Annotated in this window: 15 protein-coding genes and 1 tRNA gene; 4 read left to right on the top strand and 12 right to left on the bottom strand. The window is 64.7% G+C overall.

Annotated features, from left to right (window positions below; all coding sequences use genetic code 11):
- The first annotated feature begins 6 nt into the window (after positions 1-6).
- The gene (locus tag QP803_RS10010; RefSeq protein ID WP_284947875.1) at positions 7-963 is read left to right on the top strand and encodes a site-specific tyrosine recombinase XerD; all 957 of its coding nucleotides are present in this window, start codon (positions 7-9) and stop codon (positions 961-963) included.
- Positions 964-999: 36 nt separating this feature from the next.
- Positions 1,000-1,524: a DUF3833 family protein gene (locus QP803_RS10005; protein WP_284947614.1), complete on the top strand. Its 525-nt coding sequence runs from the start codon at positions 1,000-1,002 to the stop codon at positions 1,522-1,524.
- Positions 1,525-1,526: 2 nt separating this feature from the next.
- Here QP803_RS10005 and QP803_RS10000 read toward each other — a convergent pair whose 3' ends face one another.
- From QP803_RS10000 to QP803_RS09970, 7 genes are all read right to left on the bottom strand, one after another.
- Positions 1,527-2,663: an acyltransferase family protein gene (locus tag QP803_RS10000; RefSeq protein WP_284947613.1), complete on the bottom strand. Its 1,137-nt coding sequence runs from the start codon at positions 2,661-2,663 to the stop codon at positions 1,527-1,529.
- 196 nt (positions 2,664-2,859) lie between these two features.
- A complete protein-coding gene (proB, locus tag QP803_RS09995) occupies positions 2,860-3,999 on the bottom strand; it encodes a glutamate 5-kinase (RefSeq protein WP_284947612.1) in 1,140 nt (379 codons plus the stop codon).
- The gene (obgE, locus tag QP803_RS09990; protein WP_284947611.1) at positions 3,996-5,030 is read right to left on the bottom strand and encodes a GTPase ObgE; all 1,035 of its coding nucleotides are present in this window, start codon (positions 5,028-5,030) and stop codon (positions 3,996-3,998) included. The genes proB and obgE overlap by 4 nt, the downstream gene beginning before the upstream one ends.
- 87 nt (positions 5,031-5,117) lie before the next feature.
- Entirely contained in the window at positions 5,118-5,384 is a 267-nt protein-coding gene (rpmA, locus tag QP803_RS09985; RefSeq protein ID WP_284947610.1) for a 50S ribosomal protein L27, read from the bottom strand.
- Between the two features lie 29 nt (positions 5,385-5,413).
- Complete coding sequence (gene rplU / locus QP803_RS09980) at positions 5,414-5,731, bottom strand: 50S ribosomal protein L21 (protein WP_284947609.1); 318 nt, start codon at positions 5,729-5,731, stop codon at positions 5,414-5,416.
- Between the two features lie 149 nt (positions 5,732-5,880).
- A complete protein-coding gene (locus tag QP803_RS09975) occupies positions 5,881-6,636 on the bottom strand; it encodes an SDR family oxidoreductase (protein WP_284947608.1) in 756 nt (251 codons plus the stop codon).
- On the bottom strand, positions 6,633-7,946 hold the full coding sequence (locus QP803_RS09970; RefSeq protein WP_350356079.1) for an MFS transporter: 1,314 nt from the start codon (positions 7,944-7,946) through the stop codon (positions 6,633-6,635). The genes QP803_RS09975 and QP803_RS09970 overlap by 4 nt, the downstream gene beginning before the upstream one ends.
- 111 nt (positions 7,947-8,057) lie before the next feature.
- On the opposite strand from QP803_RS09970, the gene QP803_RS09965 reads away from it, so the two are divergent.
- A complete protein-coding gene (locus tag QP803_RS09965) occupies positions 8,058-8,645 on the top strand; it encodes a hypothetical protein (protein WP_284947607.1) in 588 nt (195 codons plus the stop codon).
- Positions 8,646-8,716: 71 nt separating this feature from the next.
- A complete protein-coding gene (locus tag QP803_RS09960; RefSeq protein ID WP_284947606.1) occupies positions 8,717-9,934 on the top strand; it encodes an MFS transporter in 1,218 nt (405 codons plus the stop codon).
- Here QP803_RS09960 and QP803_RS09955 read toward each other — a convergent pair.
- From QP803_RS09955 to htpG, 5 genes are all read right to left on the bottom strand, one after another.
- On the bottom strand, positions 9,931-11,754 hold the full coding sequence (locus QP803_RS09955) for a glycoside hydrolase family 15 protein (protein WP_284947605.1): 1,824 nt from the start codon (positions 11,752-11,754) through the stop codon (positions 9,931-9,933). The two genes, QP803_RS09960 and QP803_RS09955, sit on opposite strands and share 4 nt — an antisense overlap.
- A 93-nt stretch (positions 11,755-11,847) precedes the next feature.
- Positions 11,848-11,923: transfer RNA gene (locus QP803_RS09950), tRNA-Lys, on the bottom strand.
- Between the two features lie 132 nt (positions 11,924-12,055).
- Positions 12,056-12,442, bottom strand: a complete 387-nt coding sequence (locus QP803_RS09945; RefSeq protein WP_284947604.1) for a MarR family transcriptional regulator — start codon at positions 12,440-12,442, stop codon at positions 12,056-12,058.
- 227 nt (positions 12,443-12,669) lie between these two features.
- The gene (locus QP803_RS09940; RefSeq protein WP_284947603.1) at positions 12,670-14,055 is read right to left on the bottom strand and encodes a leucyl aminopeptidase family protein; all 1,386 of its coding nucleotides are present in this window, start codon (positions 14,053-14,055) and stop codon (positions 12,670-12,672) included.
- On the bottom strand, positions 14,052-15,974 hold the full coding sequence (htpG, locus tag QP803_RS09935) for a molecular chaperone HtpG (RefSeq protein WP_284947602.1): 1,923 nt from the start codon (positions 15,972-15,974) through the stop codon (positions 14,052-14,054). The genes QP803_RS09940 and htpG overlap by 4 nt, the downstream gene beginning before the upstream one ends.
- Positions 15,975-16,066 lie beyond the last annotated feature (92 nt).

Genomic DNA, 16,066 nt, shown 5'->3' with positions numbered 1-16,066 from the left:
AGCGTGATGGCAGTTCTCTTGGAGCGGCATGGGCTGATGGATCGCCATCTCGAATCCTTCCTGGAGATGATGGCGGCCGAGCGTGGCGCCGCGCGCAATACCCTGGCGGCTTATCGCGCGGATCTCGACGATCTTCAGGCGTTCCTCACGACACGCGGGGAAAGCCTGTCGACCAGCGGCACGGCGGATTTGCGCGCCTATCTGGTGTCCCTGGCGGATGCCGGCCTCTCACCACGCACCCAGGCGCGCCGTCTCGCGGCTATGCGCCAGTTTCACAAGTTCCTGCTGCGGGAGGGGGTGCGGCCGGACGATCCGGCCAGGCTGCTCGATTCCCCCAAACCGAGTGCGGCGTTGCCCAAGAATCTGACGGAGGCGGAGGTCGAGCATTTGCTGCGCGCGGCGGCCGAGGCGCCGGGCCTGCGGGGCCTGACCATGCGCGCCGGCCTGGAGATCCTCTACGCCAGCGGCTTGCGGATCTCAGAACTGCTGTCGCTCCAATCCGTAGCTCTGACGGCGGATGCCGAGATGCTGCTGGTGCGCGGCAAGGGCGGCAAGGACCGCGTGGTGCCCCTGTCGGATGCGGCGCGGGAGGCGGCGAGGGCGCTCCGCGCCGCGCGCAAGAAGCAGGGGCGCTGGCTGTTTCCGGGCCGAGATTCTCGAAAGCCGCTGACGCGGCAGGCCTTCTTCCTTCACCTCAAGCAGACGGTGCTGACGGCCGGGCTCGATCCCGCGCGCGTGTCGCCGCATGTGCTGCGGCACTCCTTCGCGTCGCATCTCTTGGGGCGCGGCGCCGATCTGCGCAGCCTGCAAATGCTGTTGGGTCACGCCGATATCGCGACGACGCAGATCTACACGCATCTTCTGGCGGAGCGGCTGCAGAAGCTGGTGGAGCAGCATCACCCTTTGGCCTTGGCCTATATGGCCGGGGAGCGTCTGCATCCGACGGAGGCGGCCGAGCGTTAAGCACCAACGGCGACGTGATGCCGTGGGAGTGTGCCTATGCGCCCGATGCTCGTCCTCCTTGCTCTGCCGCTGCTGATGGCGGGATGCGCACGCCAGCCGGTGACCGCCTTCGCGGACCGGACGCCACAGTTCCATGTCGAGGATTTCTACAACGGCCACTCGCGCGGTTACGGATTCTTCTTCTCGCGTGGCGGCGATGTCGTGAAGCAGTTCACCGCTGACGAGAACGGCACCTGGGACGGTCAGGTGCTGCATCTGCATGAGCATTATCTATTCTCGGATAACACGACCCAGGATCGCGACTGGACCTATACCAAAGACCCTGACGGCACCTGGATCGGCCGGACGCCGGATGTGGTGGGCGTCACGCGCGGCCGCGAATCCGGCAACGCCTATCGGATGCATTACACGTTCAATCTGAAGAGCAGCGGATCTGACCACACGCTCGACTTCGACGATTGGCAGTGGATGGTGGCGCCGAAGATCATGATGAACCGCGCCTGGGGCACGAAGCTCGGCTTCGAGTTCGGTGAGATCGAAGCGACCTTCATCCACGACTAGCGTCAGCCGCCGCGCGGCGACGGCGAACTCCGCGTTTCGAAGGACCGGGACAGAGTCCGCACCAGCCGCCGGCCGGGCACTTCGACCCAGCGATGCAACGCGATCGCCGCGCCGCCGATGCTCAGAATCAGGAAGGCCGCCACCACCATCTGCGCTACCGGCATTGGCATTTGCTTGGGCAACTCTGCCCGCAGCCACTGGAACGGGCGGAACCACACATTGTGGATGACGTAGATGGTGTAGGACAAAACCCCGAGTTCGAAGATCGGCTTCCACGAAAACACGGCGCCCAGCCAGCCCTTGTCACAGGCGAGGCACAGGACCAGCAACGGGAAGGCCGGGTAGATCACAAGGTCATGCGCATGCAGCGCGATCGCGGTAAGCATATAGGCGATGACCAGCCAACCGATGCCGGAGCCTGCAAGGCGTTTCACCCAGCTGATCTGAAAGGCGCGGAAGGTGATAACGCCGAGCGCAAAGCCGCCCAGGCAGCGCAGCATCGGCACCATCGTGCGGCCGTCATTGGCATCCAGCGCGCCGTTATGCGTTGTCCCATCATAACCGGTCATGATGCTGGCGGCGATGACGAGAGCGACGGCGACGAGCGTCGCGAACATCACCGACCATTGGCCGCGAAACAGGATCGGCGTCACCATGAAGGGGAACAGGAAATAGGCGCCCCATTCGGTGCTGATCGACCATGTCGGGTTGGTGATCGCCTTCGCGACCCCCCAGGACTGGATCATCAGGCTATTGGCGATGAGGTCTTTCGCTGGATGCTCCAGATTCATCGCGAACCAGAATCCGGGCACGGTGACGCTGTGATACGTTAAGAGCGAATAGCCGACCCGCAGCGCCAGAAAGACGATGTAGAGCGGATAGAGGCGGGCGATACGGCGCAACAGGAAGGTGCCGATGGCAGGTATCCGCACAGGATCGCGGAACATCTGCCCGTAATTCAGCGCCATGACGAAACCGCTGAGAACGAAGAAGAGATCGACCGACAGATAGCCCCGCGCGATGAACTGGTGCAGTCCCCAGGGAAACTCCTCGGACGGGTAGATGTGATAGGTGATGACCGTGACGGCGGCGACACCGCGAATCCCCGTGAGGGCGTCGATCTCGTCCTTGGCCGACATCGAAATACTGTCGTCGCGCGCGATGTCTGCGCGAAGTGGAGCGTATTGATCCATGGCCGGTAGATAGAAACGCTTCGTGGCGATTTTAGAGCAAGATCGCCCTCAAGCCTGTGGATGACGTCTGGGGAGTGCGGTCCGACGGAGAGGGTGTAGGGCGGAAAAGCGCAGCGCCTTCCGCCAGCTACGGCAGAGCCAGCTACACCAGAACCAAATCGTCCCGGTGGATCAGTTCGTCCCGCCCGCGCCAGCCGAGGATCGCCTCGATCTCCTCTGACCGGTGGCCCATGATGCGCCGCGCGTCCTCGCTGTTATAGGCCGACAGCCCGCGCGCCACTTCGAGGCCGCCGGGCCCCTGCACACGCACGGCGTCTCCACGCGAAAACTCTCCCGCGACACCCGCCACCCCTGCGGGCAGCAGCGACCGCCCGCCCGCCAGCGCCCGCGCCGCGCCGGCATCGACCGTGACCGTGCCGAGCGGTGACAGGCTGCCGGCGATCCAGCGCTTGCGGGCTGAGCGCCCGTCGATCGTGGGCATGAACCAGGTGCAGCGCGCACCCTCCACCAGGGCGCGCACTGGATGCGGGCGATGACCCAGCGCGATCGCCATGGCACAGCCGGCGCCCGTGGCAATGCGGGCCGCGACCAGCTTGGTGCGCATGCCGCCGGAGGAATAGCCGGGCGGCGGCTCGCCCCCCATGGCGTCGATCTCCGTCGTCATGCCGGCGACGATGGGGATGTGCTGCGCCGCCGGATCCCGACGCGGATCGGCCGTATAGAGGCCGTCGATGTCGGAAAACAGCACGAGCTGATCGGCCTGCACCATTTCCGCGACGCGGGCGGCGAGGCGGTCGTTGTCGCCGAACCGGATCTCGGCCGTCGCTACCGTGTCGTTCTCGTTGATCACCGGCACGCAGCCGAGGCCGAGCAGCGTGGTGAGTGTCGCCCTCGCATTGAGGTAGCGCCTCCGATCCTCGGTATCTTCCATCGTCAGCAGCAATTGCGCCGCCGTCAGGCCATGCGCCGAAAGCGCTTCGCTCCAGGCCTGGGCGAGGCGGATCTGCCCCACCGCTGCCGCCGCCTGCTTCTCTTCCAGCCGCAGCCTCGGCTGGGTCAGGTTCAGGGTGCGGCGGGCGAGGGCAATGGCGCCGGAGGAGACGACGATAATCTCCACGCCGGTGCGTTGCAGCGCCGCGATATCCTCCGCCACTTCATCGAGCCAGCCGGTGCGGGTCGCGGCGGCATCGGGGTCCACCACCAGCGCGCTGCCGAGCTTGATGACGAGCCGACGCGCCTTCGCGACCGAGGGCACGGCGGCCAGGGTGGCGGCCGCACTCACGCGCTTGCGGCGCGCTTATAGGCGAGGGCGCGGTCGGCCCGTTCCTCGTTCACGATGTTCATCAGCAGCCGCAGCACCTCTGGCACACCGGCCCGGGTGACGCCCGACGCAACCATGACGGTCTTGCCCGAGGCTTTGGCCAGGGCCGCGCGCCGGGCCGAGGTTTCGCGCGGGGACATGGCGTCCGACTTATTGAGCACCAGAATTTCGTTCTTCTCGGCCAGACCGCCGCCATAGGCGATCAGCTCCTCCCGCACCGTGCGCCAGGCCTGCACCACGTCCCCCGCGGCGCCATCGACGAGATGCAGCAAGGCCGCACAACGCTCGACATGGCCGAGGAAACGGTCACCGAGACCGACGCCCTCATGGGCGCCCTCGATCAGGCCGGGAATATCGGCGAGCACGAACTCCTCGTATTCCGTCGGGCGCACGACGCCGAGTTGGGGGGCGAGGGTGGTGAAGGGGTAATCCGCGATCTTCGGCCGCGCGGCGGAGACCACGGAGAGGAAGGTGGATTTGCCGGCATTGGGCATGCCGACCAGGCCGATATCGGCGATCAGCTTCAGGCGCAGCCAGATCCAGCGCTCCTCGCCCGGCCAGCCTTTATCGGCGCGGCGCGGGGCGCGGTTGGTGCTGCTCTTGAAATGGGCATTGCCGAAGCCGCCGTCGCCGCCCCGGCACAGCACGACGCGGGCGCCGGGATGATCGATATCGGCGAGCAGCGTTTCGCGGTCCTCGGCCAGGATCTCGGTTCCAACCGGCACCTTGATGAGCACGGTGTCGGCGGCGGCACCGGTGCGGTCACTGCCCGAGCCATTGCCGCCCTTGGGCGCCTTGAAATGCTGCGAATAGCGGAAATCGATCAGCGTATTCAGGTCGGGCGCGGCTTCGAAGATGATGTCGCCGCCACGGCCGCCGCTGCCGCCATCCGGCCCGCCGAACTCGATATACTTTTCCCGTCGGAACGCGACCGCGCCATTACCGCCGTCGCCGGAACGCACATAGATCTTGGCTTGGTCGAGAAACTTCATAGGAACGGTACCAGAAACGAGAAAAGGGGCCGGCAGTGCCGACCCCTTCCTGTAACATAGGCGAGAAGCCGGAACCCTGCGCGAAAGTTACTCGGCAGCCAGCGGAAGCGGCGTGACGGAGACATGCATCCGCTCGGCCTTCTCCTGAAACTTAACGTGACCGTCGATCAGGGCAAAGATCGTGTGATCTTTGCCCAGGCCGACATTGGCGCCGGGCTTCATCTTCGTGCCGCGCTGGCGGATGATGATGTTGCCGGCCACGACGCTCTCGCCGCCGAACTTCTTGACGCCGAGGCGTCGGCCCGCGGTATCGCGGCCGTTGCGGGACGAGCCGCCTGCTTTTTTATGAGCCATGAGTGTCTCTCCTTATCTCAAGCGCGGGCTTAGGCGGCCACAATGTCGGCGATGCGCAGCACGGTGACGTGCTGGCGATGGCCGTTCTTGCGGCGGCTGTTCTGCCGGCGGCGCTTCTTGAAGATGATGATCTTCGCGAGGCGGTCCTGGGCGACGACGGTGGCCGTGACGGTAGCGCCGGCGACGAACGGGGCGCCGATCGAGGTGGCGCCGCCTTCTTCGCCCACGGCGAGAATCTCGTCGAAGGTGATGGTGCTGCCGGCTTCGGCCTCAAGCTTCTCGACCTTGAGAATGCTATTGGGCACGACGCGATACTGCTTTCCGCCAGTGCGGATGACTGCGAACATAGGCTCTGTCTTTCGTTGCTGCGCCCTCGTTGGAGCTGCTTCTTATTATGGGCCGCCCCCGAGGATGATTCCCCGATGATCCGGCAGGTGCGGGGCCTAGCAAGACCCCGCCAGAGTGTCAATGAAATGACGCATTCCGGGGGCGAGTATCAGCCCTCGGTCTTGAAGATCTTCAGCCCCGCGAAGCTCTGCACCACGGGCATGATCTCGATCGTATTGACGTTGAAATGCGCCGGCAAGGTCACGATCCAGCGCACGGTTTCGGCCACATCCTCGGCCGTCAGCGGCGTGGTATTGGCATAGGGGGCATCGGCCTTGGCCTGGTCGCCATCGAAGCGAACGCTGGAGAATTCCGTGCCGCCGACCAGACCGGGCTCGACATTCGTCACCCTGACCTTGGTTCCGTACAGATCCGCCCGCAGGTTGAGAGACAGCTGGCGCACGAACGCCTTGGTCGCGCCATAGACGTTGCCGCCGGGATAGGGCCAGTTGCCGGCGACCGAGCCGATATTCACCACATGGCCGCGATCGCGCGCCACCATGCCCGGCAGAACGGCCCGCGTCATATAGGTGAGGCCCTTCACATTGGTGTCGATCATCGCATCCCAATCGTCGAGCTTCGCCTCGTGGGCCGGGGAAAGGCCGCGCGCGAGGCCGGCGTTATTGACCAGAATATCGATCTCGGCCCAGCCTTCCGGCAGGCCTTCAATGGCACTGGCCACGGCGGCACGATCCGTTACGTCCAGCGTCACGGGCAGCACGCGCTCGCGGCCCAGTTCATGGGCGAGATCGGCCAGACGATCGGTGCGGCGACCCACAGCAATGATCTTATGGCCTTCGGTGACGAGCGTGCGCGCGATCGCGGCTCCGAAGCCGGCGCTCGCGCCCGTGATGAGAACGATCATGCAGGGATTTCCTTGTGCGCAGCGGCCGTGGCGGCCGGCGCATTGATGAAGATGGCGAAGAACGCGGCGCCGACCGCGAGCAGGCCGGCCAGCATGAAGGCCGGCATGTAGGACCCATCGATGGTGCGAACAAGCCCGGCCATGAAGGCCGCGCTGGCCGCGCCGAGTTGGTGGCCGGCGACGATCCAGCCGAAGACCACAGGCGTCCGGCTCTCCCCGAACGCTTCGGTCGCGAGGCGGAGCGTCGGCGGCACCGTGGCGATCCAGTCGAGACCATAGAAGACCGCGAAGAAGGACAGGCCATACAGGCCGAAGCCGGAGAAGGGCAGGTAGATCAGGGAAAGCCCGCGCAAGCCGTAATAGACGAACAGCAGCTTGCGCGGGTCGAAGCGGTCCGTCAGCCAGCCCGACAAGGTCGTGCCGACCAGGTCGAAGACCCCCATCATGGCCAGCAAGCCGGCGGCGCGGGTTTCCCCGATGCCGTGATCGGCGCAGAGGGCGATGAGATGCGTGCCGACCATGCCGTTGGTCGTGAAGCCGCAGATATAGAAGCTGGCAAACAGCAGCCAGAAGGTCCGGGTGCGGATGCCCATCATCAAGCCGCCGATGGCATTGCCGATGAAGGACATCGCCGGCGGGCCAGGGGGCGCAGCGCCAGCCGGTGCGCCCCAGGCGGTGAGGCCGATCGAGGCCGGCCGCTCCGGCAACAGGAAGGCGATCAGCGGAATCATCACGGCGGCAGCGGCGGCCACGGTCAGCACCACCGGCCGCCAGCCGGCGTGGGCGGCGATGGCGGCCAGGCCCGGCGTGAAGATCAGCGTGCCCGTCGCGGTGCTCGCCGTCAGCAGCCCCATGACGAGGCCGCGATTGGTCGTGAACCAGCGATTGGCGATGATGGCACCGAGCACATTGGCGACACAGCCGGTGCCGAGGCCGGACAGCACGCCCCAGGTGAGAAAGAGCTGCCAGGGACGGGTCATGAAGACGCTGGAGGCGGTGGCCGCCGCCATCAGAACCAGGGCGCTCAGCATCACGCGGCGGACACCGAAACGCTGGATCAGGGCTGCGGCAAAGGGCCCCATCAGGCCATACAGGAAGATGCCGATGGCGGCGGCGAGGGCGATGGTGGCGCGGCTCCAGCCGAAGGCATCCTGCCATGGCACCATCAGCACACCGATGGTGCCGCGCAACCCGGCGGAGACGAGCAGCGCCAGGAACACCACGCCGATCACGACGAAGGCATAGCGGCGCCCGAAGGGTCGCGTGCGGGGGGGAGGCAAAAGGGTGGGGGACGCAGCGATATCGGCCATGACCCCAGTTTAGTGCGAGGTCACCCGCGCTTGAAAGCCCGCCTGCCGTTGAGACGTCTGGATCGTCGGCGCGCGCGTCCCCATCTCCGCTTTGAGACACAGGAGGATTTTATGGACGTGACCGGCCAGGCGATCACCGACATCGCCGATCGCCACGGCATCAGCACAGCTGCGGTCGAGGCGCTGTATGAAGCCTTGCACCGTAGCGGCAGCGCGCAGGCGCAATTCAACCACCCCGATCTCGGTGGCATGGGCCAATGGTCGCGCGGCGGCATGACCCAGATCGGCGATATGTTCAACGCGACCCTGAAGGCGAAGGTGGATGCGGCGTGTCGCGATCTCGCGGAGTTGGTGGGAGGAGACGGCACCGGCCGTTTCCAGAGACAGGTGCAGGGCGCGGATGACGCCGATTTCGACCGCGACATTCAGAGTGCTGCGAGCCATAGGTCTACCCATTGGTGGCCAGATGATCTCGGTGCCCCCGCCGCCTCCGGTGCGCAGAACGACATGCGCTATGCCTGCTTCCCTGATCAGCACCGGCTGGTGATCGAGACGAACGGCCGGCTCACGGTCTATGACACCGGTGAACACCGGCTAACCGGATTCAGCCAGCAGCAGAGCCAAGGCCAGGACCTCGCCTTCTCCGGTCCGGACGGCACGGTCGGGATTGATCGGTTTCGGGTGGTGGAGGGCGGATAAGCGAAGCCTTATCCGCCGATGGCGCGATGGCGATGATTCCCCGGAGGCCCACCGTGTTCTAGACAAGGCGGATGAGCCAAACCACGCCGCCGGAGGCGGATGTTCCCCGGCCGCGCGGCCGGGCGGCGTCCCGCCAAATCATCGTCACGGTCGCTTTCACCTTCTGCGCCTATCTCACTGTCGGCATGCCGCTCGGTGTGTTGCCGCCCTTCGTGCATCAGACGCTTGGATTTAGCGCGGTCCTCGCGGGTCTGGCCGTCAGCGTGCAATATCTCGCGACGGTGGTGACGCGGGCACCGGTCGGCCGCATGACGGATACCGTCGGGCCCAAAAAGATGGTGCTGTTTGGCCTGTGTTTTTGCACAGCCAGTGGGCTGTTCACGATGCTCGGTGCGCTCGCACGGCCGCATCCAACCCTCAGCCTCGCCTTGCTGCTCATCGGCCGGCTGTGCCTTGGCGCGGGTGAAAGCGGGGTCAGCACGGGGTGCCTCACTTGGGCGATTGGGCGAGTCGGACCGATGCACAGCGCGCGGATCATTTCCTGGAACGGCATCGCGACCTATGGCGGCATCGCCCTCGGTGCGCCGTTGGGCGTGGTCATCCAAAGCGTGGCCGGCTTCTGGAGCCTTGGCCTGGTGATGGCGGCCATCGCCCTCATCGCCTTGCCTGTTGCTGCAAGAGGCCCAGTGACGCGCCTGGTGCGGGGACCGCAACTGCCGTTTCGAAGCGTTCTCGGCCGCGTCCTGCCACATGGCATCGCCATCGCGCTGGGCTCCATCGGCTTCGGCGCCATCGCCTCCTTCGTCACGCTTTTTTACGCAGGGCGTGGCTGGGGCCATGCCGCTTTGGCGCTGAGCGCCTTCGGCGGTTTCTTTATCCTCTCGCGGCTCCTGCTCGTCAGCAGCATCGCGCGCATCGGGGCGTTGCGGATGGCGATGCTCTGTTTTCTGGCCGAAGGCGCCGGTCTGCTCGTGCTGGGTGTCGCCTGGTCTCCGGCCATCGCCATCATCGGTGCGGCGCTGACGGGCTTCGGCTTCGGCCCGATCTTCCCGGCGCTGGGGATCGAGGCGCTGGAGCGTGTGCCCGCCACAAGTCGCGGCGCCGCGCTCGGCGTGTTTTCCGTCTTCCTGGACCTCGCTTTAGGTGTCACTGGCCCGGCGGCCGGGTTTATCCAGGCCTCTTTCGGCTATTCGGCCATCTACCTTTTTGCGGCCGCCGCCGCGGTCGCCGGGGGAGGAATCATGATCGCGCTGGGTGGGATGGTGAGACCGACCCCCAGGTTACCCTAAGCATTTACCTTGTGGATCTCCGCCGCACCCTTCTGCCCACCCTCGATGCTGAAGGCTGTGTTGATGATCGCGACATGCGTAAAGGCCTGGGGGAAGTTACCCAGCTGGCGCTTCAACTGCGGTGAGTATTCCTCGGCGATCAAACCGACGTCATTGACGAGCGACAGCAGACGTTCGAACAGTGCGCGGGCCTCGTCCACGCGGCCCTGATAGGCGAAGTTGTCGGCTAGCCAGAAACTACAGGCGAGGAACACGCCTTCGCCCGGCGGCAGACCGTCATTGCTCAGGGTGGTGTCGTAGCGTTGCACCAATCCATCGACCACGAGAGTCTTTTCAATCGCCGCGACCGTGCCAACCATGCGCGGGTCGGCGGCATCGACGAAGCCGGTGCGCGGCAACAGCAGCAGGCTCGCATCCAGCTCGTGGCCGCCATAGACCTGGGTGAAGCTGTTGAGCGCCGTGTTGAAGCCATGCTCCATGATCTCGGCGCGCAGGGCCTCCCGATTGGACTTCCATGTATCGAGCGGCGCCTCGAACCCATGCTCCTCGGCATCGGTGATACAGCGATCCAGCGCCGACCAGGACATCACCTTGGAGAAGACGAAGTTCTGGGAGCCGCTGCGCACTTCCCAGATTCCGGCATCGGGCTTTTGCCAGATATCGCACAGGTGGTCGGCCAAAGCCCGCTGAAGCCCCCAACCGCTGGGAACGTCCGACAGGCCAAGGCGCCGGCCTTCTGACAGCACGGTCATGACCTCACCATAGACATCGAGCTGGACCTGATCGGACGCCGCATTGCCGACGCGTACAGGGGCGGACTCCTCGTATCCGCTGAGCCAGGGCACTTCCCACTCGCTCAGGCGCCGCTCCCCGCCGATGCCATACATGATCTGGGTCTGCTCAGGGCTGCCAGCGACGGCGCGCAAAAGCCAGTCCCGCCAAGCCTTGGCCTCGTCCGTATAGCCGGCGCGCAGCAAGGCGCCGAGCGTGAGCGTCGCGTCCCGCAGCCAGCAGAAGCGGTAATCCCAGTTCCGGCTGCCGCCGATCTGCTCGGGCAGGGACGTGGTGGCCGCGGCGACGATCCCGCCGGTGGGGGCATAGGTCAGGGCCTTGAGGGTGATCAGGGACCGCCGGACGACATCGGCCCAGGGGCCTTCGTAGTTCGATAAGGCCGCCCAGTAGTTCCAGAACGCCTCGGTATCCTTGAACAACCGATCGACGTCAGGCTTCTGCGGTAGAGCGAGATGCGAGTGGTTATGCACCAGGGTGAAGATGTGGCGATCCCCTTCGCGCAGGGTGAAGCCCGCGTTGGTGGCCATATTCTCGTTGATCAGCGGAATGGTCGAGAAGACCGTGATCCGGTCGGGCCCGCAGATAGCCTGCAATCCGCTTTGACCTTCAAGGCCGATCACCCAGGGGACCGACCGCCCGTAATCAAAGCGAATCGTCAGATCGAACCGCAGATCGACGGTGCCGGACAGTCCTTCGGTGATGCGGATGATGGCGCGATCGTTCTCGCCGATGGGCATGAAGTCTGTCACGCGGGCACGGCCGCTCGCCGTCTCGATGATGGTTTCGAGGATGACGCTGCCGTCCTTGTAGCTGCGGGTGACCCGTGCCTGCGGGTCGGTGGCGCCGATGCGCCAGCGACCGTTCTCCGGTGCGCCCAACAGGCTGGAGAGGCAGGCGCTGCTATCGAATCGGGGGAGGCACAGCCAATCGATGGAGCCATCGCGGCTGACGAGGGCGCAGGTCCTGCAGTCGCCGATGAGGGCGTAGTCCTCTATGCGCGCGCCGACGACGCGGGTGCCACTGTCCACGAATACCAATCTCCTGCTCATGACGGCCAACCCGCCAGAGGCAGCGATTGGATCGTCAAAGCATTTGGGGAAGGGTCGGGAGAAAGGAAGGGATGGTGGGCGCAGTAGGATTCGAACCTACGACCCGCTGATTAAGAGTCAGCTGCTCTACCAACTGAGCTATGCGCCCTCCGAGGCGCCGGCATATAGCAACGGGTCGCGGCCGTGGGAAGCCCCGTGCAGCGCCTTAATGTCACAACCACGTCCAGGCAGGGGAGACCTGCGTGAGCACGCTCCCCATTGCCTGAATGCGTTCCGTGATTCAGCCTGCGGCGCGGCGGCTTCCGGTTTCATGCACGACGGAGGCTTTGCCACCCGCCGCCTCGGTCATGACCGAGCGCAGATCGCGCAGGAAGGCCGAGCCCTTGAGGGTGCGCTGCACCAGCACGCTGCGGCGATCGGTGGGGTCAAGCTTGCGGCGCACCAGCTCGAACTCGGACAGCCGATCGAGCGCGCGGGTGATGGCAGGCTTGGACACTTCGAGGTCGGCCGCGAGGCCGCGCACCGTATGCGCCTTATCCGTCAGATAGCAGGTCAGAAAAACACCCAGTTGGCGGGCGGAAAGATCGGGACCGTCACGCCGCACGAGGGCCACGATCGTATCTCTAAGAACGCCAACCAGCTGATCTGAAGATGAGTTGGAAACCATAATCTTATTCCTTTCGACGCGGCATCGGCCGCCTAATCTGTTCTACGCGCTGCCGGGAGAGCGGATCGCACCAATGTCTGGACCAATGTCGAACCGTCTCGATGTGAGTTTTATGACGCAGTGCGAAAAAGTAACAACGCTTTTTTGTAACTATTTCTTACTTGTAATCCTCACGAATGCGCGAGGTGAAATCACAGCATTACAAGGTATCAGCAAGGTTCGCGAATTCAGTTAGAGAATTGAGTGGTCAATGCCGAATATAGAGCGCGGATCGCGGTTCCTTCGCCTCCTTCGGGCCGTCCCGGACGGGCTTGATCGTTCCAGGCATAGACATCGACATGCGCCCAGGCCTTCGCCCCAGTAACGAACCGTTGCAGGAATAGAGCCGCGACGATGGCCCCGGCCTGTGGTTTGGAGCTGACGCTTGCGATATCGGCCACGCTGCTATCCAGCCACGAGTCGTATCCATGCCAGAGTGGCAGCGGCCACAATGGATCGTGTTGGTCTATCCCTGCATCCAAAAAGCGCCGTGTCCAGTCAGCATCGTTACAAAAAAGCGCGGGCAGGTCAGGGCCCAGTGCAGTCCGCGCGGCACCGGTCAAGGTTGCCGCATCAATCAAAATGTCAGGCGTCTCAGCGGCGGCCTCTGCAAGCAAATCGCAGAGGACAAGCCTACCCTCGGCGTCGGTATTGCCCACTTCGACGGTCTTGCCGCTGCGCGTGCGAATAACATCGAGGGGCCGCATCGCGGATCCGGACACGCTGTTCTCAACGCACCCGATGCGCAGCACGAGCCTGACAGGAAGGTCGTCTGACATCACAAGGGCCGCCACCCCCATCATTGCGGCGGCGCCGCCCATGTCTTTCTTCATGCGAAGCATGCCGGACGAAGGTTTCAGATCATAGCCGCCGGAATCGAAACACACACCTTTGCCGCACAGCGAAACCAATGGCGATGTGTCCGTGGCCGCATGCCCGCGCCAATGTAATGTTGCAACGCATGGTCCACGATCCGATCCTCTGCCAACCGCAGCGATCGTCGGATAGTCTCGCGTGACATCGTCGTCGCTGACGATCGTCGTTATAGCACCAAAACGTTCCCCTAACTCTAGCAATACTTTCGCCAGCTCGGCCGGCCCCAAAAGATTCGCCGGTTGATTGACGAGATCTCGTGCCATCCAAATGGCATCCGCGATTCGAACCGCGACCTCACACCCGTTTTCCCGGCGCAGCAGAGCCGGTTTTAGCGACTCTGCCTTGAGGCTCCCGAACCGATAGGCACCAAGACAAAAGCCAAGTGTCGCCTGAGCGACATCGCAATCCACCAGCCGCCACCGACTTCCAGATGGAAGCGCGAAAGGCAGGGCGCCGAAAGGGTAGAGACCCTCTTCGCTACCCAAACCTAGAACGGCATCTATCATGCCATCCTCTGCTGCGGGCAGAATGACAACAACGCCTGATTTCGCCGCGAAGCCGCTGAAATCGAGATAGTTACGCTGTCCCTCCGCAAGGCGCGCCTTGAACACTTCCAAACCATTGGGCCGCACGCCATGGATTCGGTGAACCGGTTGGTCCTCCGAATGGGCGAAGAGGCAATCGACGGCGCGGATCAAGACGGGGTCTTGCCAGAGATCGCGGCGACGACGCGGCGGATGAAGGCGGCGGGCTCGGCAGGCGCATCACCTTCCTGCACGCGCGCCAGATCGAGCAGCAGGCGCGCTTCGTCCTCGACCGAGCCGCCGGCCGCCACACGCGCGGCGAGCGCTTCGATCCAGGCGTGGCGAGGATTGATCTCCAGCGTCGGCGCGCCACCCCAAGCCGGGCGGCCGGCGCGGCGAAGTAGCTTCTGCATGTGAAGATCGGCACCCATTCCGCTAGACACAAGCATCACCGGACTGTCGCTGAGATGGGCGGCGGATGTCACGTCGGTAACCTCGTCGCCCAGCGCGGCCTTGAGGCTGGCGAGCAGCGGCAGGATCGACTCGGACGGCGCTTCTGCCTCACCCAGATCAGCGGCCGATTGGCGCGCGTTGCGGATCGGCTTGCCTTCAACAGCGTCCATCCGCTCCGGCCAAAAGGCGTCGATGGCGTCCGACAGTAGCAGCACTTCGTAACCCTTGGCCTTGAAGCCCTCCAGCACCGGCGCATGGCGCAGAGTGTCGATGGACTCGCCCGCCAGCACGTAGATCGCGGGCTGCTCGTCCTTCATGCGGCTGACGTAGTCAGCGAAGGAGGTCCATCCTTCCGCGGTCGAGGAGCGGAAGCGCAGCAACGGCGCGATGTCAGCCCGGGCGCCGGAATCCTCCCACAGCCCTTCCTTGAGGACCGTGCCGAAATTCTCCCAGAAGCGGATATAGCCGTCCGTGCCGGCCTGGGGTGCCGCCGCACTGTCTTCGTCATCGGCCGCTGGAACCGCCGTTTCCGTCGGGCCCTGCTTGGCCTTGGTCTTGAGTTCGGTGAGCACGCGGTTGAGCACGGCCTTGCGCATCCGTGCCATCAGCGGCGTCGTCTGGAGCATTTCGCGGGAGACGTTGAGGGGCAGGTCCTCGGTATCGACCACGCCCTGCACGAAGCGCAGCCAGGGCGGCAGCAGATCGGCCTCATCGGTGATGAACATGCGCCGGACATGCAGGCGGAGCTTGCTGCGCCGCTCACCCTCCACGGGGTCGAAGGGGGGCGAATCGGGGATGTAGAGGAGTGCGGAAAATTCCAGCGCGCCCTCGGCCCGCCAGTGAATCGTCGTCCAGGGCGTATCGAAGACATTGCCGAGGTGACGGTAGAAGTCGTGATACTCCGCCTCCGTGACGCTGCTCTTGCTGCGCTGCCACAGCGCCGTGCCGGCATTCGCCGTTTCCACGGCGCCGTCGCGCACCAGACGCACCGGCACGCTGATATGGTCGGCCCAGCGCTTGATAATGGTCTGCAGGCGGGCGGGTTCGAGGAATTCCTCGGCATCGGCCTTGATATGCAGGATCACGTCGGTGCCGGCGGTGCCGCGCTCGGCGGGCGCGATCTCGAAGCTGCCACGCCCGTCGGAGCGCCAGCTCCACGCCTCATCGGTGCCGGCGCGGCGGGAGATCACCTCGACGCGCTCTGACACCATGAAGGAGGCGTAGAAGCCGACGCCGAACTGGCCGATCAGGCTCGGGCGCTGGTCCGGTTTTGCATCGCGGAGGGTTTCCCCAAAGGCGCGGGTGCCGGAGCGTGCGATGGTGCCGAGGTTGGAGACCATCTCGTCGCGGCTCATGCCCAGGCCGTCATCGGTGATGGTGATCTGCCGCGACGGTTTGTCGGGCGTGATGGTGACGCCGGCCTCGGGCGGCAGGGTCAGGGCGGGTTCCGTCAAGGACAGGAACCGACGGCGGTCGATGGCATCGGCCGAGTTGGCCACCAGTTCGCGGAGGAAAATCTCGCGTTCGGAATACAGCGCATTAACCACGAGATCGAGCAAACGGCCCACCTCGGCGCTGAATTCGCGGGTTTCGGCGCCCGGAACGGTCGCTGCGGGGGCGTCCTGTGTGTCTTCAGTCATTTTCTTGTCTCCCTTGGATCGGAACGATCATGGCTCGCTGCGCCCAATGTGTTGCACTGCACACTGAATGCAACAGATGCCGCATTGCAGCG

The sequence above is a fragment of the Acidisoma sp. PAMC 29798 genome (assembly GCF_030252425.1).
Taxonomy (GTDB): Bacteria; Pseudomonadota; Alphaproteobacteria; order Acetobacterales; family Acetobacteraceae; genus Acidisoma; species Acidisoma cladoniae.
This window is presented reverse-complemented; position numbering and strand designations above follow the sequence as displayed.